The sequence below is a fragment of the Caballeronia sp. LZ062 genome, from assembly GCF_031450785.1.
Lineage (GTDB): Bacteria > Pseudomonadota > Gammaproteobacteria > Burkholderiales > Burkholderiaceae > Caballeronia.
The window spans coordinates 1431263-1448895 of sequence record NZ_JARTWB010000002.1; the positions used below are offsets into that span (position 1 = coordinate 1431263).

The following is a 17633-nucleotide window of genomic DNA, read 5'->3' on the forward strand; positions in this document are numbered from 1 at the left end:
CCCTTACTTCAACACCACCTTCACATCGAAGTACTTCGCGGCGAGCCGGTCGAGCGAGCCGTCGTCCTTCAGTTCCTTCAGCGCGCGGTTGAGCGCATCCTTCAGTGCGTGGTCGTTCTTGCGCACGCCGAAGCCCACACCCGAGCCGAGCAGCTTGTCATCCGTCACTGCCGGACCCGCGAACGCAAACCCCGCGCCCTGCGGCTGCTTCAGGAAACCCTTCGACGCCGCCTCGGCATCCTGAAACGCCGCATCCAGACGCCCGGAGCCGAGATCCGCGTAGATCTGATCCTGCGCCTGATACGACTCCACATCGATGCCCGCGGGCGCCCACTTGGCCTTCGCGTAGGTCTCCTGAATCGAACCCTGCAGCACGCCGACGCGCTTGCCCTTCAGTCCATCGACCGTCGGCAGGATCGCGCTGCCCTTCTTCGCGATCAACTGATTCGGAATCGTGTAGATGGGATCGGTGAAGTCGATCGCGACCTTGCGCTTGTCGGTGATCGTCATATCCGAATTGATGCCGTCGAACTTACGCGCCTGCAAAGCCGGAATCAGCCCGTCGAACGAGTTTTCGACCCACACGCACTTCATCTTGAGCTTCGCGCAAACCGCGTTGCCGATGTCGATGTCGAAGCCCGTCAGTTCGCCTGCCGGCGTCTTCGACTCGAACGGCGCATACGACGCCTCGACGCCAAAGCGCAGTTCCTTCATGTTGTCGGCGGCGTGCGCGGTAAGCGACGCGGCGCCCGCTGCGGTCACGGCGCCGAGCACGGCGAACGCCGCGAGCTTGCGGTTGATCCATTGCGATTTCATCTGCTGCCATCTCCTTCCAGTTGTTTCGTGATCTGTCGTCCGATGCGGCACAAGGCCGGCTACTTCAGCATCGCGGCGTCAATAAAAACGCTCAAACGACGCACAGACTTTTGATGCACCGCATCAAGCACAGGGTCGCGATTGTAGCGCGCGTGCGCCGCGGCCCGAAGGCGGCGGCCCGTGGCCTTCGCTAGAAAAGAGTGGAATGAAAAGAGGCAAACGGATGTCGCGCTCATGCAAGTTCGAGCGCGACGTGGAGACCTTATTGGAGCGAGGCGAGCGTCGCGTCCGTGGTATCGACGACCATGAGGCCGGCGCGCAGCCCGGGCTTCACCTTCGGATTCGGAAACACGATGCGCTCTTCATCGTGCGTCACGCGATAGGTGTAATCGCCGTCGCGCGCGAGTTCGGTGCCTTTCGGGAAGGCCGTGAAATTCGGCACGTCGGCGGCGACATTCAGCACAAATGCTTCGCTCTGCTTGTCGATCTGCGCGACGACGGAAAACACGCGCAGCGGCGTCTCTTCAACCGGCGCGCTGCCCGCGACGAGCCGCCGCAAAGCCGCATCCGATGCCGCGAAGCGCGCGAGATCGTTCTGACCGAACGGCCGCACCTTGCCCAGTTCCAGCGTGCAGGCGAGCGCGCCACACTGCTCGGCGGTGAAGTGCGTAAACGTGTTGCCCTTCTCCCGATGCAGCAGCACCGCTTCCAGACGCGCATCGCGCAGCCAGTCGAACATCGCGCGGGAAAGCGGCGCGCCGGTGTGCGGCAACAGCGCGAACTGCTCGAAGACGGACGCGCGAATGGCCGTGTGCATGTCGATATGCCACCTGGCGTGCGCGACGCCATCGAAGAAGCTGCGCGCCGCGCGTTCGAGTTCGGCTGCGCGCGGCGCTTCGACGCTCGAAGGCAAGCTCGCATGACGGCCGCCGAACAGGCGATTGAGGTCGTCGTCGGCATAGCGCACGCCCGCACGCATCGCGCCGATGTTGCCGAGAATCACCAGCACGCGCGCCGCCAGCGCCGCCGTTCCGGTCGCGATATCGGCGACAAGGCGCGACAGCATTTCGATCGGCGCGGTTTCGTCGCCGTGAATGCCGGCAGACGCGACCACACTATGCGTCGCGGGTTGAGCGGCCGGTTCCAGCAGCAAGGCGCCTTCGCCCTGCCACGTCCAGCGCACGCCGGATGCCGCCGTGCCGGACCGCGTCGAAGGCTCCTTGCCCGCGAGACAGAACGCGAGAAAGTCGTCGAGAAGCTCAGTGCTGGAAGTCATAGATCGCGCCCAGTCCGAGAAGTGTCGTCAGTTCGTCGAGTGCCGTGCGCGATTGATCCAGCAATTGCGGATCGGCGAGATCGGCAGGCGCGAGTCGATCGCGATAATGCGTGTCGATCCACGCGTCGAGGCGGGCGAAAAGCGCGTCGTTCATCCACACGCCCGGGTTCACGGCCGCGCGCTCGGCACCGTTGAGCACGACGCGCAGCCGCAGGCACGCCGGGCCGCCGCCGTTTTTCATGCTCTCGCGCAGGTCGAAGACGAGCACTTCGTCGATAGGCGTTGCACGATTGGCGAGCGAATCCAGATACGCCGCCACGCGCTCGTTCTCGCGGCATTCCTGCGGCACGACGAGCACTTGCGTGCCGTCCGCGCGCGACAGCAACTGGCTGTTGAACAGATACGACGACACCGCATCCGCCACGCTCACTTCGCTCTGCGGCACTTCGAGCGCCGTGAACGCCGCGCCGTGCTGGGCGAGTTTCGCGGCGAGTTCGTCGTAGACCTTGTGCTGATCGACGAACGCGCGCTCGTGGCAGAAGAGCGTCGTGCGATTGCCGACCGCGATGACGTCGTTGTGGAACACGCCGGCGTCGATCACATCGGGGGATTGCTGTGCGAACACAGTCGATGCGTCCGACAGCCCGTGCAGGCGCGCGACCGCGCGGCTCGCCTCCAGCGTCTGCCGCGCGGGGAAGCGCTGCGGCTGCGGCCCCTGGCCGTATTCGCTGCGGCCATACACGAAGAACTCGACGCCCTTCTCGCCGTATTCCCGCGCGAACCGCGTGTGATTGGCGGCGCCTTCGTCGCCGAGCGCGGGCGTGCCCGGCAGCGCATGATGGATGCGAAAGCGCGCTTCGTCCGCGAAGATCGCTGAGAGCGAACGGCGCGTTTCGCCGTGCTCGATCGCGCGATGGAGCTTCGCCGCGAGATTCGCGGGCGTGAAGTGGACGCGCCCATCCGCCGTATCGGCCGACGGGCTCACGGTCGCAGCGTTGGCGGTCCACATCGCGGAGGCCGAACTCGCGGCGGCGAGCAGCTCCGGCGCTTCGCGGGCGGCGCGCTCGATCACGGCGGCGTCCGTTCCGCCGAAGCCGAGACTCTTCAAGAGCCGGATCGACGGACGTTCGAGCGGCGGCAGCACGCCCTGATGAAAGCCCAGGTCCGCAAGCCGCTTCATCTTGCGCAAGCCCTGCTTCGCGGCGGCCTTCGGATTCGCGACGGATTTCTCGTTATTGCGCGACGCCACGTTGCCGAACGAGAGCCCCGCATAGTTGTGCGTCGGGCCGACGAGCCCGTCGAAATTCGCTTCGCTCGCCGCGCGCGCGTCCTGGGTCAGATTGGCTTGCTGTGCCTGCATGTCGGATTCCGGTGCTTAGAACGTGAGACCCGGCGATACGCTCGCGGGCATCTGCAATTGCGCGCTTTCCACGGACGCCATCGGATACGAACAGTAATCCGCCGCGTAGTACGCGCTCGGCCGATGATTGCCCGAGCGCCCGACGCCGCCGAACGGCGCCGCCGACGACGCGCCGTTTGTCGGCCGGTTCCAGTTGACGATGCCCGCGCGAATCGTGCGCTGGAAGTGCCTCCACGCGGTTTCGTCGTCGGCGAGCAGGCCGGCGGAAAGGCCGAAGGCCGTATCGTTCGCGCGCTCGATGGCTTCATCGAAACTCTTGTAGCGCGTGAGTTGCACCATCGGGCCGAAGTGCTCTTCGTCGGGAACGTCGCGGGCGCCGGTCACATCCAGAATGGCGGGCGTGACGAAACCGAGGTTCGCCGCGCGCTGCTGCATCACAAGCAAGGGCCGTGCGCCGGCCTCGATCAGTTGCGTCTGCGCCGCGACGAGCCGCGCCGCCGCCCGCGCCGAGATGACCGCACCCATGAACGGCTGCGGCTCGTCGTCGTAGGCGCCGGTGCGAATGCCCGCGCTCACTTCCGTGAAGCGTTGCAGGAAGCGCTCGCCGAACGCATCGTCCGGAACGAAAAGACGGCGCGCGCACGTGCAACGCTGGCCCGCCGAAAGAAACGCGGATTGAATCGTGTGATGCACGGCCGCGTCGATATCCGCGACCGGCGCGACGACGAGCGGATTGTTGCCGCCCATTTCCAGCGCCAGCACGATTTCGGGCCGCCCGCCGAACTGGCGATGCAACAGCGTGCCGGTATCCGAACTGCCGGTGAAGAAGAGCCCGTCGATCTGCCGATGATTGGCGAGCGCGATGCCCGTATCCTTTTCGCCCTGCACGAGATTGAGCACGCCCGCGGGCAGCCCGGCCTCGATCCACAGCGCGACGGTCGCCGCCGCGACGCCCGGCGCCAGTTCCGAAGGCTTGAACACGACCGCGTTGCCCGCGATCAGCGCCGGCACGATATGGCCGTTCGGCAAGTGCCCCGGAAAGTTGTACGGCCCGAACACGGCGACCACGCCATGCGGCCGGTGCCGCAGCACCGCGACGCCATCGGCCATCGGCGCGCGCTTTTCGCCGGTGCGCTCGTGATACGCCTGCACGGATATGTCGACCTTCGCGGCCATCGACGCGACTTCGGTGCGCGCTTCCCACAGCGGCTTGCCGGTTTCGCGGCCGATGGCGTGCGCGAGCCATTCCTTGTTCTCGTTCAGCAGCGACGCGAAGCGCTTTGCGACGGCAACGCGCTCGTCGAAGCTCAAGGCGGACCACGACGCGAACGCGCGCCGCGCCGACGACACCGCGCGATCCACGTCGTCGGCGGATGCACTCGCGCCTTGCCACACGGTTGCATCGCTTGCCGGATTGCGCGATGCGAACGCCGGGCCCCGCCCGTCCTGCCACTCACCGCCGATATACAACTGGTTTCGAATATCCATGACGTCTCTCAGTTATTTCGCGCGCTGCGAGGTCAGCACGCGCACGGTGTCGCCGTTCTGCACGCGCAATGCGGCGGCTTCGTCAGCGGTCAGCAGGAACGTGCCGTCTTCGACAGCGCAGGTGGTTGCGCCGCAGCGGAAGTCGTCGAGCGAGGTGTTCGACACGAGGCTCTTCGCATCGCTCTGCGCGTCGTCGCGCTCGCCGACGCGCACCGTCGCGAGCACGCTTTCGCGCACCGTGCGCAAGTCCGCGATGTGGCATTCGAGCACCGGACCGGCGTCGAAAATATCGACGTGGTTCTCATAGCGCAGGCCTTCTGCTTCGAGCATCTTGCGCGCGGGCGCGGTGTCGCGGTGCGTGACGCCGACCGTCTGCTGCGCGGACTCCGGCAGCAAGTCCAGATACACCGGGTAACGCGGCATCAGTTCCGCGAGGAACGACTTCTTGCCGTGCGAGCTCAGGTAATCGGCTTCGTTGAAGTCGATCTGATAGAAGTGCGAGCCGACCGCGTTCCAGAACGGCGATTCGCCGTTGTCGTCGAAATGACCGCGCAATTCCGCGCACAGCCGCTGCGGAAAGCGTTCCCGGAACTGCGCGATGAACATGAACCGCGAGCGCGACAACAACCCGCCCACGCCCGCCGTGCGATAACGCGGGCTCAGGAACAGCGAGCAGACTTCGGCATAGCCCGTGAGATCGTGCGAGATGTTGAGCAGCGACATGCGCGTCCACACGCCCATGTCCTTGCTCGCATGCACGACCGTCGACACGCGATAGTTGTAGAACGGCTGTTCCAGGCCGACTTCCGTTTCGATGCCGCACACGCCCGCGACATCGCCCGTCGCGGTGTCTTCCATCACGAAGAAGTAGCCCGCTTCGAACGGCTCGGCGCCGCCCGCGAGCGTGCGGCGCGCGCGCTCGACGCGTGCCGCCAGCGCGGCGCGATCCGGCTTGAACGTGGTGAGCCCCGGGCCCGTTTCCAGTGCCAGCGCGACGAGCGCGTCGACATCTCCCGGCTGCACGCAGCGCACGACGATCATTGCAATTCTCCCGAGGCTTGATGCAGCGGCACGCAGCGCACCGTGTCTTTTTCCGCGACGCCGAGCGCGCCGCACGCATCGGCGCTCAACGCCGCGCCGTCCGAGCGCGTGCCCGTCAGTTCCGCGACGATGCAGCGGAACTCGTGCGCCCCGCCCGCCGCGACGAGATACGCCGCGCCTTTCGTGTCCGTGCCTTCGCGCACCGCGCGCAGTTCGCCGGAACTCGCGGATGCGCTCTTGTCCACGGCGAGCGTCAGCACCGGTCCGGCGTCGAAAATATCGACGAAACGGTCCGGCTCGAAGCCTTCTTCGAGGTGAATGTCGTAGGCGAGCAGCGTACTTGCGTTCGGCTCGCCGAGCACGCGCTGCGCCTCGCCGGGCAGAAGCGGCACGTAGAGCGGATACGTCGGCATGACTTCCGCGATGAACGTGCGGCTGCGCCCGCCCGACTCCAGTTCAACCTGCTCGAAGTCGCGGCCGAAGAACTTGCGGCCGACGGCTTCCCAGAACGGCGACACGCCGGCGTTATCGGTGACGCCGAGCATCAGCGAGAACACTTCGCTCGAAAAGCGCTTGCGGTTCGCCGCGATGTACATCATGCGGGCGCGCGAAAGCAGATGCGCGGTCGCTTCGCCCTCGGGCGTGCGCAGCGACGGATCGATATAGAAGCCGGTGAGCCGGCTCTTGCCCGTCAGTTCGTGCGACATGGTGAGCGCGTGAATCTTGCGGTTCACCTTGAGTTCGCGCGATGCGTGGATCAGCGCGTCGTTGCGAAACGTGTAGAACGGCTCGGAATAGCCCGCCGACGCGACGATGCTCGACGTGCCGTAGAGCTTGCCCGTGCGCGCGTCTTCCAGCACGAAGAGATAGAACTCTTCGCCGGGAAAATCGACTTCGGCGCGAAACGAATCCTCGGAGAGCGCGACGCGCGTTTCCAGCGCGCGCCGGTCGCGCGGCAACGAGTGCAGCACGGGCGCGGCCGAGCGCGCCATGCGCTCCAGCTCGTCGAGATCGGAGAGTCTTGCCGGACGAACGAATAGCATCGCCGTTTCCTGTAAAGCGGTGGTCAACGATGAATCAGCGTGCGACGGCCGTCGCGCCCACGACCTGCTCGATCGCCTTCTCGATGCGCGCGAAGCCTTCGTCGAGATCGGCCATCGGCATGATGAGCGACGGTGCGAAGCGCAGCACGTTCGGCCCGGCGATCAGCATGATGACGCCGTTGGCCGCCGCCGCGTTGAGCACGTCCTTGGCGCGGTCCTTGTAAGCGTCGGCGAGTTCCGCGCCGATCAAAAGACCGCGGCCGCGAATGTCCTTGAACAGGCCGAACCGCTCGTTGATGCGCGCGAGATGCGCCTTGATTGCTTCGCTGCGCACGCCGACGCCTTCGAGCAGTTTCGGATCGCTGATCAACTCGACCACTTTCTCCGCGATGGACGCGCCGAGCGGATTGCCGCCGTACGTCGTGCCGTGAACCCCGACCTTGAAGTGCTGCGCGATGGCATCGGTAGTCAGCATCGCGCCGATGGGAAAGCCGTTGCCGAGCGCCTTCGCGGTCGTGAGAATGTCGGGCGTGACGCCGTATTGCATGTACGCGTAGAAGGTGCCGGTGCGGCCGACGCCGGTTTGCACTTCGTCGAAAATCAACAAAGCGCCGTGCTTGTCGCACGCTTCGCGCAGGCCCTTCAGAAACGCGGGATCGGCGGGCAGCACGCCGCCTTCGCCCTGCACCGGCTCGACGATCACCGCGCACGTCTTGTCGCCGATGGCGGCGAGCGCCTGCGCAAGATCGTTATACGGCAGATGGCGAATGCCTTGCGGCTGCGGCCCGAAGCCTTCCGCATACTTCGGCTGGCCGCCGACGCTCACCGTGAAGAACGTGCGGCCGTGAAACGACTGCGTGAACGAGATGATCTCGATCTTCTCGGGACCGAACTTGTCGATGGCATAGCGGCGCGCGAGCTTCAACGCCGCTTCGTTCGCCTCCGCGCCCGAGTTCGCGAAGAACGCGCGATCCGCGAAAGTCAGGTCCGTCAGGCGTTTCGCGAGACGCAATACCGGCGCGTTCGTATAGCCGTTGCCGATGTGCCAGAGCTTCTCGCCCTGCTCGTGCAGCACCTTCAGCAGTTCGGGATGGGCGTGGCCCAGCGCTGTGACCGCGATGCCGCCGGCGAAGTCGATGTAATCGCGGCCTTCGGTGTCCCATACGCGCGAGCCGCGGCCTCTGTCCGGCACGAAACTGGCGGGCGAAAACACCGGAACCATTACTTCGTCGAACGTACCGCGATTCACATTGATGTCGGTCATGAGCCACTCCTCTACGGGTTCTTGCTGCAGTCGTATTGCAATGCTTTCGATATTAGGCGCTTGCGTGCGTTCCGTCTTGCGCGTTCGCGACATGCTTTCATGCGCTTTCACGCTACGTTTCAGCGCGCCGCCTCAACGCGATTCGGGCGGCTCGATCAACGCCCCGCCGCGCGGTTCGTCGAGCGCGCCGCGCTGCTTTTCAATCCAATTGCGCCGCTCCTCTCGCGGCGTCACGCCGAAGCGGTCACGATACGCATTGGAAAAATGCGCCGCCGAAGAAAACCCGCACGCGAGACTGATCTGCACCACGGACTTGCTCGTGCGCTGCAATTGCGTGCGCGCCTTCGTCAGACGCAGATTGAGGTAATACTTCGAGGGCATCGCGCCGAGATACTGACGGAAGAGCCGCTCCAATTGCCTGCGCGAGATACCGACGAGATTCGCGATGTCGTCCGTCGACAGCGGGTCTTCGATATTCGCTTCCATGAGTTGCAGCGCGTCGTTCAGGCGCGGATGCCGCTCGCCCGGCGCGGTCACGAACGGTATGCGCTGGCGCTCGGTGCCCGCTCGCAACGCGCCGACGCCGAGCGAATCCGCGATGCGCTCCGCCAGATCCTGACCGTGATCGCGAGCAATCATCGCGAGCATGAAGTCGATGCTCGCCTGACCGCCGGCGCAGGTCGCGCGGTCGCGGTCGATTTCGAAAATCTGCTGCGAGACGATCGCGCGCTCGAACTGCTCGGTGAACTGCTGGTACGTCTCCCAGTTCACGGCCACGCGATATTGCGCGAGTTGCCCGGCCATCGCGAGCCACCAGACGCCGTGATGGATGCCGGAGACGAGCGGCGTGCGCGGCGCGACGCGCGCGAGGCTCGCGAGAAAGAGCCGGTAGTCGGCGAACTGCTGGTAGCGCTCGGAGATAACGATCAGCCAGTCGCAATGAACGGCGTCGTTAAACGCGCAGTCGGCGGGAAGCTGCGCGCCGCCTGAAAGCGGCACCGGACGGCCGTCCCACGAACAGACGCGCCAGTCGTAGAGACGATGCCCGTCGATTTCGTTGGCGAGCGTGAGACTGTCGATGATCGGCGCGATGCCGCTCATCGACACTGGCGGCAGCGCCACGATCGCCACTTGCAGCGGCCCGCGCGCCGCGCCTGAAGCACTCGCCACGTTACTTGAGACTGCCCGACAGGAACTGCTTGAGGCGCTCGCTCTTCGGCGCGCTCAACACCTCGGACGGCGCGCCTTCTTCTTCCGTGCGCCCCTGATGCAGGAACATCACGTGATTCGACACGTTGCGCGCAAAGCCCATTTCGTGCGTCACGACGATCATCGTGCGGCCTTCTTCAGCCAGCCGCTGCATCACCTTCAGCACTTCGCCGACGAGTTCGGGATCGAGCGCGGACGTGGGTTCGTCGAAGAGCATGACGTCGGGATGCATCGCGAGCGCGCGTGCAATCGCGACGCGCTGCTGCTGCCCGCCCGAAAGATGCGACGGATACTGCTTTTCCACGCGCGGCGGCAGACCGACTTTCTCCAGATACTCGCGCGCGCGTTCCTCGGCTTCCTTCTTCGAGATGCCGAGCACGTGAATGGGCGCTTCCATCACGTTCTCGATGGCCGTCATGTGCGACCACAGATTGAAGTGCTGAAACACCATCGCGAGCTTCGTGCGCACGCGCTGAAGCTGCTTTTGATCGGCCACTTCGAGATTGCCGTTGCGGTCGGTCTTCCTGCGCACGGCTTCGCCATCCACGACGATCTGCCCCGCGTTCGGCTTTTCCAGAAAGTTGATGCAGCGCAGAAACGTGCTCTTGCCCGAGCCGCTCGCGCCGATGATGCTGATGACATCGCCCGCGCGCGCCGAGAGCGACACGCCCTTCAGCACTTCGTTGTCGCCGTAGCGTTTGTGGATGTCCTCGGCGACGAGCTTCGTCGCGACGTCTTTGGCTTTCGGCTCCAACGCAATCTCCTCGGGTGATGACATGATTCTCCGCACGGCTTGGAATTTTACCGCTCGTCAGGCGCGCGACGGGCTCAGGTACGCGAGCCAGCGCCGTTCCGCGCGTCGAAACGCCGCGACGAGCGCGAACGAAATCGCCAGATACAGCAGCGCCGCGATGCCGAACGAGCCGAACGATTCATACGTGGCGGAATTCGCGTCGCGCGCAACCTTCAGAATGTCCGGCACCGTCGCCGTGAACGCGACGGTGGTCGCGTGCAGCATCAGGATCACTTCGTTGCTGTACAAAGGCAAGGCGCGGCGCAGCGCGGACGGCAGGATCACACGGCGATACATCGTGAACGTGCCCATGCCGTAGGCGCGCGCGGCTTCCACTTCGCCGTGCGGAATCGCGCGGATGGCGCCGGCGAAGATTTCGGTCGTGTAGGCGCATGTGTTCAGCGCGAACGCGAGCACCGCGCAGTTGAAGCCGCTGCGAAAGAACGCTTCGAGCAACGAATGCGTGCGCACGAATTCGAGGCTGTACATGCCCGTGTAAAGCAGCAGCAACTGTACGTAGAGCGGCGTTCCGCGAAACACATAGGTGTAGAGGCGCACGGGTGTGGAGAGCCAGCGGCGCTTCGAAACTCGCGCGCAGGCGAGCGGCACGGCCGCGCAGAAGCCGATGACAATGGACGCCGCGAGCAGCCACAGCGTCACGACGAGGCCCGAGGCGCGCATGCCATCGGAATACAGAAACGGACGCCAGTATTCGGCGAAGATCGAGATCATGTTCGGCTCCTGCTCAAAGATCGGCGTGACGCACGCCCGTCGAATAGCGTTGCTCCAGCGCCATCAGCACGAAGTTCGACGCCGTGGTGATCGCGAGATAGATGAGCGCGGCGATCAGAATGAAGAAGAACATGTTGAAGGTGCTCTTGCCCGCGTCTTGCGCGGCCTTGACGACATCCGCGAGGCCGATGATCGACACGAGCGCCGTCGCCTTCACGAGCACTTGCCAGTTGTTGCCGATGCCCGGCAGCGCGAAACGCATCATCTGCGGAAACAAAATGCGGCCGAACACGCGCATGCCGCTCATGCCGTACGCAATGCCCGCCTCGAGCTGGCCGCGCGGTACTGCGAGAAACGCGCCGCGAAACGTCTCGGTGAAGTACGCGCCGTAGATGAAGCCGAGCGTGAGGACGCCCGCCGTGAACGGATCGATATCGAACTGCTCCCAGCCGAAGCTGTCGGTGACGTGGTTGATCGCGATCTGGATGCTGTAGAAGAGCAGCAGCATCAGCACGAGATCGGGCACCGAGCGGATGAGCGTGGTGTATGCGGTCGCGATGCCGCGCAAGAAGCCGTGCCGCGAGAGCTTCGCCGACGCGCCGATGAGCCCGAGCACCACCGACACCGCGAGCGAAAGCAGCGCGAGCGCGAGCGTCTCTTTTGCGCCCGCCCAGAGCAGCGGACCGAAACCGTACAGCGACATGAGCGCCTCCCTTCGTCGATGAGAGGCGCCCGTCCTGCCGCTGCGTGCGCCTCTGAATTGGCGCGGATAGTCGCAAGCGAAAAATAATCGCTCAAAGAAGATGCGTCATTTTGCTGCGACGCAACATTCTGCACGCGGGCGCGGCGTGCTGTTCGTGCGCCCGCGCGGCAACGTCGCTGCTGTGCGACAGCCGTGAAAACCCGCATCGGTGTGACGTGCGGAATTCGTGCTTTTGCGTCGCTTTTTCGATAGCGGCGATGCGCCGGCCGGCTATCTTAGGCCGAAGCCACGCCGCGCACAATCTGCACGACATGGCCGTTGGCTACCGCGATGTCGGCGCTTTCCTGCAAGAGCGGCAGGAAGCGCTCGGCGAAGGCGGCGTCGCGCGTCTCGGCGCGGAACATCGCGATGACCGCCTTCGCATGACCGACGCGCGCGTCGGACGTGGCTTCCTCGTCGTCCAGCACGTCGTCGAGGGCGGCGATGAGCGTCGACAGCGGCGAGAGCCAGCGATACGCGCTGCCGTTGATCACGATCTGCAGGAATTCGCCGGGCGACACGGGTCCGGACTCGGACTCGTGCGCGTGACGAAGGTGCGCGAGCACCGCGCGATGCAGCGCGAGCAGCGGATGCCGCACGTCGCGGAGAAAGGAAACGGCGGTTTGATCGTCCATGTAGGTGTCCAGTTGGGCTAAACGGTGGCGGCTCAGCGGGCGCGCGTGCTGCCCGCGTAGCGGATGAATTCGGCGGCCGTGAGCGGCGGCGAAAAGAGCCAGCCTTGCCCGAACTGCGCGCCGCGTGCATGCAGATACGCCGCCTGCGCTTCGCGCTCGATGCCTTCGGCGATCACTTGGACGCCGAGCGTCGCGGCCATCTCGATGATATGCGAAGCGACACTGCTCGATGCCGCGTCCTGCCCCACCGTGTCGACGAAAGACTTGTCGATCTTCAGGCCGTCCACGCGAAACGTCTGCAAATGCGACAGGCTCGAATAGCCCGTGCCGAAGTCGTCGAGATAGACCGCGTGGCCCGCCGCGCGAAACGCGCTGATGACGTCCTTCGCGGCATCGGCGTCGAGAAAGCCGCGTTCGGTCGCCTCGATGCGTATCTGCTGCGGCCGCACGCCCTGCCGCGCGAGCGCCGGTTCCAGCACGCCGACAAAGCGATGCGTGGTCAGGTCCGGCGCGGACACATTCACGGAGATGTAATAGTCGGTGTAGCGGCGGAGAAAGTCGCCGAGTTCGAGCAGCACGGTATCGAGCACCTGATCGGTGATCGCCTGAATCAGGCCGCGATGCTCCGCGAGCGGAATGAAGTGGTCCGGCCGCACGATGCGGTCGTGGTGCTTCCAGCGCACCAGCGCCTCCGCGCCGACGCAGCGGCGCGTGGCGAGATCGACGATCGGCTGATACGCGACGATGAATTGATGGCGGCGCACGGCATCGCTCAACTGTCCGCGCGGCGACAGCCTGCGCACGATGAGATGCGCCGCCCAGCCCGCACACAAGAGGCCGGTCGCGATGCCCGTGAGCAGCCACGCCCACGGCAGCGTGCGAGCGCGCCTGCGCCACGTCTCGCGCGGCGTGCTGACGACGACTGCGAGCGGCATCGTCGCCGAGCGGCGCACGGCTACCGACGCGCAATCCAGCACCGACGGCGACGCCCGAAAGGCGGCGAGGACCGCGGACGCATCCGTGGCGGGCGTGCCGGCGATCACGCGCCGCGCTTCGGTGTTGATGACGGCGACATCGCCTGCCCGCGCGATGCGCGCGTCGATGCCGCCCACGTAAAGCGACGGATCGGCGGCGATGTAGACACCGTCCCGACCCATGACGAGCGAGTCCTTGCCGCCGGGCAGCCGCGCGAGGCCGTACCACGCGCTGACGCCATCGCGCGAGCGCCAGTCGGGCGGCGGCAACGTGAGGCCGTCGGCCGCACCCGTCGACACCGCGCCGAGGAGCGACGAGCACTGCCACCGGCCGTTGCCGTCGTACGCACCGGCGTCGCGCAGTGGCGCACGCGCGAGCGAAATCTGGCGCAGCGCGCGCAGATACGACGTCGAACAAGGCGCGTCGCTCACCCTGACGATCTCGCCGAGCGCGCCTGAGAGACGGCGCGTCACCTCTTCGGCGCGGACGAGCGCGGCATCGGCTGTGCGGCCCAAACGCTCGACGCGCGCCTGCCGCTCGCTGCGAGCCGCCAGCGTCAAGCCGATTCCCGCCGGCGCGAGCGCCGCAATCATCACGATGACGATCAGGAGCGCCGCCAGCGCCCCGCGTTGGAGTGTGTTCATTCCGTGTTGTGGTCGCGCGCCGCGAGGCAGGAGGCTCGGGCACGATGTTGCGCCAGGTTGCGCCGCGCATGGTGCTGACGCGGCTGCGTTGCGACGGCTGGCCGGAAGCGCGGCGAACCGGACCGTGAGAAGCAGCCTTGGCGCGTGCTGCCGCGAAACGGCGCGCGAACGCCGGCTCCTTCGACAGGCGCCTTAGTGTAGAGGGCGGCCATGACACGACTCAATGCTTATTTAGTCGAAAAGTCGCCGCTAGAGTGGGCTGACGCACGGGCCGCACGCAATTTCTCCGGCGTGGCGCGGCGTGCGAGAATTCCCGCTTCGAAGCGCGCGCGCTTCCCACCGCCGCCCACCGGAAACCGCCATGACATCGAGCCGCGCGCCAGCGCCTTTCATCCGCGACGCAGTTCCCGGCGACTTCGACGCCATTGTGCGCATTTATTCGCACTACGTGCTTCAGGCGCTCGCGACCTTCGAGGAAACGCCGCCCACGGTCGACGACATGCGCGCGCGCCACGCCGCGATTTCGGCGGCGGGCTTGCCCTATCTCGTGGCGGAACTGAACGGCGAGGTCGCGGGCTACGCGTATGCTTCGGTGTACCGCACGCGCTCGGCGTATCGCCATACGATCGAAGATTCCGTTTATGTCGCCGACGGCTCCGGCGGACGCGGCATCGGACTCGCGCTGCTTTCGGCGCTCGTCGAGCGATGCGAGCGCGGCCCGTGGCGGCAGATGATCGCGGTGATCGGCGACAGTGGCAACGCCGGGTCCATCGCCCTCCATGCGCGGCTCGGCTTCGAGCATGTCGGCGTGCTGCGCGACGTCGGCTTCAAGTTCGGCCGATGGGTAGATACCGTGCTCATGCAGCGCGCGCTGCGCACCGCCGCCTGATTTTCTCTTTGTTTTTGTAGACGCTGCCTGCCTTGCCCACTTACACGCTCGCCTCCTCCGTCAGCGCCGAAATCGACGTGCGCAAGAGCCGCTTCATCGCGCTCGCGATCCCGGTACCCGACCGCGACGCCGCCATGCACGAACTCGAACGCCTGCGCGCCGAGCATCCGGCAGCCACGCACGTGTGCTGGGCATTGCTCGCGGGCGGCCAGTCGGGCATGTCCGACGACGGCGAACCTTCCGGCACGGCGGGGCGTCCAATTCTGGAAGTGCTGCGCCATCACGAAGTGGACGGCGTGCTCGCGGCGGTCGTGCGCTACTACGGCGGCATCAAGTTGGGCGCGGGCGGACTCGTGCGCGCGTACACCGACGCGATCGCCACCGCGATGCAGTCGGCCGAGCGCGTGGAGCGCATCGAGCGTGGCCTGCTCGGCATCGAGATCGACTACGCCGACGAAGCGCGCGTGCGCCGCTGGATCGAACAGCACGAAGCCGAGCTTGTCGACAGCGTGTACGGAATGACGGTGCGGCTCGTCGTGCGCATGGCCGCCGCCGCACGCGGACCGGCGACCGCCGAATTGCGCGATCTCACGCACGGTCGCGCGAACGTGGAGGTGCGCACGTGAGCGAACCGCGCGCTTACAGGATGACGGTCGAGCCGGCCGGCGATACCGTCGACGTTCAGCCGGGCGCGACGCTGCTCGAAGCGGCGTGGCGCGCGGGACTCTCGCTGCCCCGCTCGTGCCGCAACGGAACCTGCCGGACCTGCATGTGCCGGTTGACGTCCGGCGAGGTGGGTTATCGCGTCGAGTGGCCGGGGCTCACGGCCGAAGAAAAAGCCGACGGCTGGATTCTGCCGTGCGTGGCCCTCGCGCGCTCCGACGTGAAGATCCATCAACCGGAGGCGGCGCCACGCGAGCCGGAAGCCAGTCCGCGCCGCTCTCGCGGCTTCTGAGCGAAAACGAGGCCGGGTTAGTCAGGATTTGTCGTCTCGATTCAACGACCTACGATGTGAGTCCCGAGCCGTGTCGCATGAATCCCAGTGCAAAGAGGATGCAGCGCGCCGCTCAAAAAGTGTACAATTGCGCTTTGCCCCAAATTCTGGCAGGGCCAGATCAACCGAGATTTCAATGACTAAAGTACTGTTGAAAGAGAACGAGCCTTTCGACGTCGCCATGCGACGTTTTCGCCGTACCGTCGAACGCACGGGCCTGATTCAAGAACTCAAGTCGCGCATGGCATACGAAAAGCCGACGACCGAGCGCAAGCGCAAGAAAGCTGCTGCTGTCGCCCGTCTTCGCAAGCAGATCCGCCGCGCGCAACTGCCGAAGAAGTTTTATTGATCGATGCGCGCGGCCATCGACGCTGGGTTCGATGCCCGCGTCTGCTGGTATAGCGTGTTCGGTCGGACGGTCGAGGTCGAACGGGTCGCGGTTTCGCTGAATTGGCGGTAAGCACGCCAGGCGCGAAAGCTCGCGGATAGCACGTCTAGCGCGTGCGCCCGGTCGGCCAGCAGCCGAGAGATTCGCAGAAAGCCTGCATGAGTGAATGCTCATGCAGGCTTTTCGTGTTTGGGATTGGGCTCGTGCGCTGCGCCGGGGAAGTAGGGGGTGACTTTTTGCGGTGACGGCGAAGCGATGTGCCATCGTCATGGTCGACCTCGATCGCTTCAAGCAAGTCAACGACACGTTCGGTCATCCCACGGGCGACGACATCCTCGTGCGCATCGCGCAGCGATTGCAGGCGATCGACGGCGAAGAGCGTGAGCTTTGGAACGCGGGCGTGGCCAGTTTTGTCGACAAATGCGTTGAAACTCGACTGCTAGGCGCTTTGCAGCTGCGCTGTGGGTACTGCGCTGCTTTCCCCGTCGTCAGCTTGGCCATGACGCTGACAAAATGGATTTTGACGGCCAGTGTTTTGCGTGCAAAGAACAGGTTGGAAATTGCGTCCGAAATCAGCGCTGCCTTCGAGCAACCGACGATATGCAGAGCGCGTCAGGCCGCACCGAACAGTCACTCCGTGCGGTTAGCGCGCGGGTGGCATGGCGCAGGCACCTAGGCCGAGCGATTCGACGGTGCTTGCGGCACGAAGAGTGTCTGCGACGTTTGTGCGCTCGGCAGTGACCTCAGTCAGCCCGCACCAGACGTCATGGCTAACGCGATAGCAGCGCGGTACCTCCGACGCCTAGCGAGCCATCGCGCCGCTCTTCTGCGACATGCACTCACGTGCCGGAGCGGCGCTGCATCGCTTGCTGATAGACGACAGCGACCGCGGCGCAGCCAAGCACGCGAAGGCGCAATTCGACGCGCTCACGACGGAAATGGACAACTGAGTCAGGCCATCGCCGAACTTGGCATGGCTCCCGCGCTCATCGAGCGGTTCAAGCGCACGCGAGGCGTTACAACGAAGCTTGGCAAACAGGAGAATAGGTAACGAACACTACGCGAAGAGTGCGCAGCGCGTGCGTCGGAGAACCGCTGAACTGAAGGAGGTGCTAGCTGGACAATCAGGAGGAATCCGGCGAACTATCGCCACCCTGTTCGGGTCATCACCGTAGTCAAATGTGATGGGCTTATTACGCTAGCTTCTGCGACATTCCCGAGCGGCTAATAGCGTCAACCGCCGGGAATGTGCAACTGAATGTGGTTGCGGGGGTAGGATTTGAACCTACGACCTTCGGGTTATGAGCCCGACGAGCTGCCAGACTGCTCCACCCCGCGTCTGAA

At 65.3% G+C, this 17633-nt stretch carries 18 protein-coding genes and 1 tRNA gene; 5 read left to right on the plus strand and 14 right to left on the minus strand.

Annotated features, from left to right (window positions below; all coding sequences use genetic code 11):
* Window positions 1–3 precede the first annotated feature (3 nt).
* The 13 genes from P9239_RS12810 to P9239_RS12870 form a co-directional block, all read right to left on the minus strand.
* On the minus strand, window positions 4–816 hold the full coding sequence (locus tag P9239_RS12810) for an ABC transporter substrate-binding protein (protein WP_309751324.1): 813 nt from the start codon (window positions 814–816) through the stop codon (window positions 4–6).
* 262 nt (window positions 817–1078) lie between these two features.
* Window positions 1079–2092, minus strand: coding sequence for a succinylglutamate desuccinylase (gene astE, locus P9239_RS12815; RefSeq protein WP_309751326.1), 1014 nt, complete (start codon window positions 2090–2092; stop codon window positions 1079–1081).
* Entirely contained in the window at window positions 2076–3452 is a 1377-nt protein-coding gene (gene astB / locus P9239_RS12820; RefSeq protein WP_309751328.1) for an N-succinylarginine dihydrolase, read from the minus strand. The genes astE and astB overlap by 17 nt, the downstream gene beginning before the upstream one ends.
* 15 nt (window positions 3453–3467) lie before the next feature.
* Window positions 3468–4940, minus strand: coding sequence for a succinylglutamate-semialdehyde dehydrogenase (gene astD, locus P9239_RS12825; RefSeq protein ID WP_309751329.1), 1473 nt, complete (start codon window positions 4938–4940; stop codon window positions 3468–3470).
* 12 nt (window positions 4941–4952) lie between these two features.
* Window positions 4953–5981 (minus strand): arginine N-succinyltransferase, encoded by a 1029-nt coding sequence (astA, locus tag P9239_RS12830; RefSeq protein WP_309751333.1) that lies wholly within the window; start codon window positions 5979–5981, stop codon window positions 4953–4955.
* On the minus strand, window positions 5978–7024 hold the full coding sequence (aruF, locus tag P9239_RS12835) for an arginine/ornithine succinyltransferase subunit alpha (protein WP_309751335.1): 1047 nt from the start codon (window positions 7022–7024) through the stop codon (window positions 5978–5980). Before aruF ends, astA begins: the two co-directional genes overlap by 4 nt.
* Before the next feature lie 34 nt (window positions 7025–7058).
* Complete coding sequence (locus P9239_RS12840) at window positions 7059–8288, minus strand: aspartate aminotransferase family protein (RefSeq protein WP_309751337.1); 1230 nt, start codon at window positions 8286–8288, stop codon at window positions 7059–7061.
* A gap of 132 nt (window positions 8289–8420) precedes the next feature.
* Window positions 8421–9389: a GlxA family transcriptional regulator gene (locus tag P9239_RS12845; RefSeq protein WP_309754033.1), complete on the minus strand. Its 969-nt coding sequence runs from the start codon at window positions 9387–9389 to the stop codon at window positions 8421–8423.
* A 70-nt stretch (window positions 9390–9459) separates the two neighbouring features.
* Window positions 9460–10275, minus strand: a complete 816-nt coding sequence (locus tag P9239_RS12850; protein WP_309751340.1) for an ABC transporter ATP-binding protein — start codon at window positions 10273–10275, stop codon at window positions 9460–9462.
* Window positions 10276–10308: 33 nt separating this feature from the next.
* Window positions 10309–11022 (minus strand): ABC transporter permease, encoded by a 714-nt coding sequence (locus tag P9239_RS12855; protein ID WP_309751341.1) that lies wholly within the window; start codon window positions 11020–11022, stop codon window positions 10309–10311.
* A 13-nt stretch (window positions 11023–11035) separates the two neighbouring features.
* Window positions 11036–11725 (minus strand): histidine ABC transporter permease HisQ, encoded by a 690-nt coding sequence (locus tag P9239_RS12860; protein ID WP_309751346.1) that lies wholly within the window; start codon window positions 11723–11725, stop codon window positions 11036–11038.
* 275 nt (window positions 11726–12000) lie between these two features.
* Window positions 12001–12399 (minus strand): hypothetical protein, encoded by a 399-nt coding sequence (locus P9239_RS12865; protein WP_309751348.1) that lies wholly within the window; start codon window positions 12397–12399, stop codon window positions 12001–12003.
* Between the two features lie 32 nt (window positions 12400–12431).
* The gene (locus P9239_RS12870; protein WP_309751350.1) at window positions 12432–14018 is read right to left on the minus strand and encodes an EAL domain-containing protein; all 1587 of its coding nucleotides are present in this window, start codon (window positions 14016–14018) and stop codon (window positions 12432–12434) included.
* A 361-nt stretch (window positions 14019–14379) separates the two neighbouring features.
* Here P9239_RS12870 and P9239_RS12875 point away from each other — a divergent pair, with 361 nt between their 5' ends.
* From P9239_RS12875 to P9239_RS12895, 5 genes are all read left to right on the plus strand, one after another.
* Entirely contained in the window at window positions 14380–14907 is a 528-nt protein-coding gene (locus P9239_RS12875) for an N-acetyltransferase family protein (RefSeq protein WP_309751352.1), read from the plus strand.
* Window positions 14908–14939: 32 nt separating this feature from the next.
* Window positions 14940–15533 (plus strand): YigZ family protein, encoded by a 594-nt coding sequence (locus P9239_RS12880; protein WP_309751354.1) that lies wholly within the window; start codon window positions 14940–14942, stop codon window positions 15531–15533.
* Window positions 15530–15862, plus strand: coding sequence for a 2Fe-2S iron-sulfur cluster-binding protein (locus P9239_RS12885; RefSeq protein ID WP_309751355.1), 333 nt, complete (start codon window positions 15530–15532; stop codon window positions 15860–15862). Before P9239_RS12880 ends, P9239_RS12885 begins: the two co-directional genes overlap by 4 nt.
* Before the next feature lie 175 nt (window positions 15863–16037).
* Window positions 16038–16250, plus strand: coding sequence for a 30S ribosomal protein S21 (rpsU, locus tag P9239_RS12890; RefSeq protein WP_006999077.1), 213 nt, complete (start codon window positions 16038–16040; stop codon window positions 16248–16250).
* A 280-nt stretch (window positions 16251–16530) separates the two neighbouring features.
* The gene (locus tag P9239_RS12895; RefSeq protein ID WP_309751385.1) at window positions 16531–16965 is read left to right on the plus strand and encodes a diguanylate cyclase domain-containing protein; all 435 of its coding nucleotides are present in this window, start codon (window positions 16531–16533) and stop codon (window positions 16963–16965) included.
* Window positions 16966–17550: 585 nt separating this feature from the next.
* Here the strand turns inward: P9239_RS12895 and P9239_RS12900 are convergent.
* Window positions 17551–17627, minus strand: a tRNA-Met gene (locus P9239_RS12900).
* Window positions 17628–17633: the final 6 nt, after the last annotated feature.

Excerpts from the sequence above, each read along its gene's own strand:
- P9239_RS12855 (WP_309751341.1), bottom strand. The coding sequence starts at position 11,022 with ATGATCTCGATCTTCGCCGAATACTGGCGTCCGTTTCTGTATTCCGAT.
- P9239_RS12865 (WP_309751348.1), bottom strand. The coding sequence starts at position 12,399 with ATGGACGATCAAACCGCCGTTTCCTTTCTCCGCGACGTGCGGCATCCG.
- astE (WP_309751326.1), bottom strand. The coding sequence starts at position 2,092 with ATGACTTCCAGCACTGAGCTTCTCGACGACTTTCTCGCGTTCTGTCTC.
- P9239_RS12840 (WP_309751337.1), bottom strand. The coding sequence starts at position 8,288 with ATGACCGACATCAATGTGAATCGCGGTACGTTCGACGAAGTAATGGTT.
- rpsU (WP_006999077.1), top strand. The coding sequence starts at position 16,038 with ATGACTAAAGTACTGTTGAAAGAGAACGAGCCTTTCGACGTCGCCATG.
- P9239_RS12850 (WP_309751340.1), bottom strand. The coding sequence starts at position 10,275 with ATGTCATCACCCGAGGAGATTGCGTTGGAGCCGAAAGCCAAAGACGTC.
- aruF (WP_309751335.1), bottom strand. The coding sequence starts at position 7,024 with ATGCTATTCGTTCGTCCGGCAAGACTCTCCGATCTCGACGAGCTGGAG.
- P9239_RS12860 (WP_309751346.1), bottom strand. The coding sequence starts at position 11,725 with ATGTCGCTGTACGGTTTCGGTCCGCTGCTCTGGGCGGGCGCAAAAGAG.
- astB (WP_309751328.1), bottom strand. The coding sequence starts at position 3,452 with ATGCAGGCACAGCAAGCCAATCTGACCCAGGACGCGCGCGCGGCGAGC.
- P9239_RS12845 (WP_309754033.1), bottom strand. The coding sequence starts at position 9,389 with ATGAGCGGCATCGCGCCGATCATCGACAGTCTCACGCTCGCCAACGAA.
- astA (WP_309751333.1), bottom strand. The coding sequence starts at position 5,981 with ATGATCGTCGTGCGCTGCGTGCAGCCGGGAGATGTCGACGCGCTCGTC.
- P9239_RS12810 (WP_309751324.1), bottom strand. The coding sequence starts at position 816 with ATGAAATCGCAATGGATCAACCGCAAGCTCGCGGCGTTCGCCGTGCTC.
- P9239_RS12875 (WP_309751352.1), top strand. The coding sequence starts at position 14,380 with ATGACATCGAGCCGCGCGCCAGCGCCTTTCATCCGCGACGCAGTTCCC.
- P9239_RS12870 (WP_309751350.1), bottom strand. The coding sequence starts at position 14,018 with ATGAACACACTCCAACGCGGGGCGCTGGCGGCGCTCCTGATCGTCATC.
- astD (WP_309751329.1), bottom strand. The coding sequence starts at position 4,940 with ATGGATATTCGAAACCAGTTGTATATCGGCGGTGAGTGGCAGGACGGG.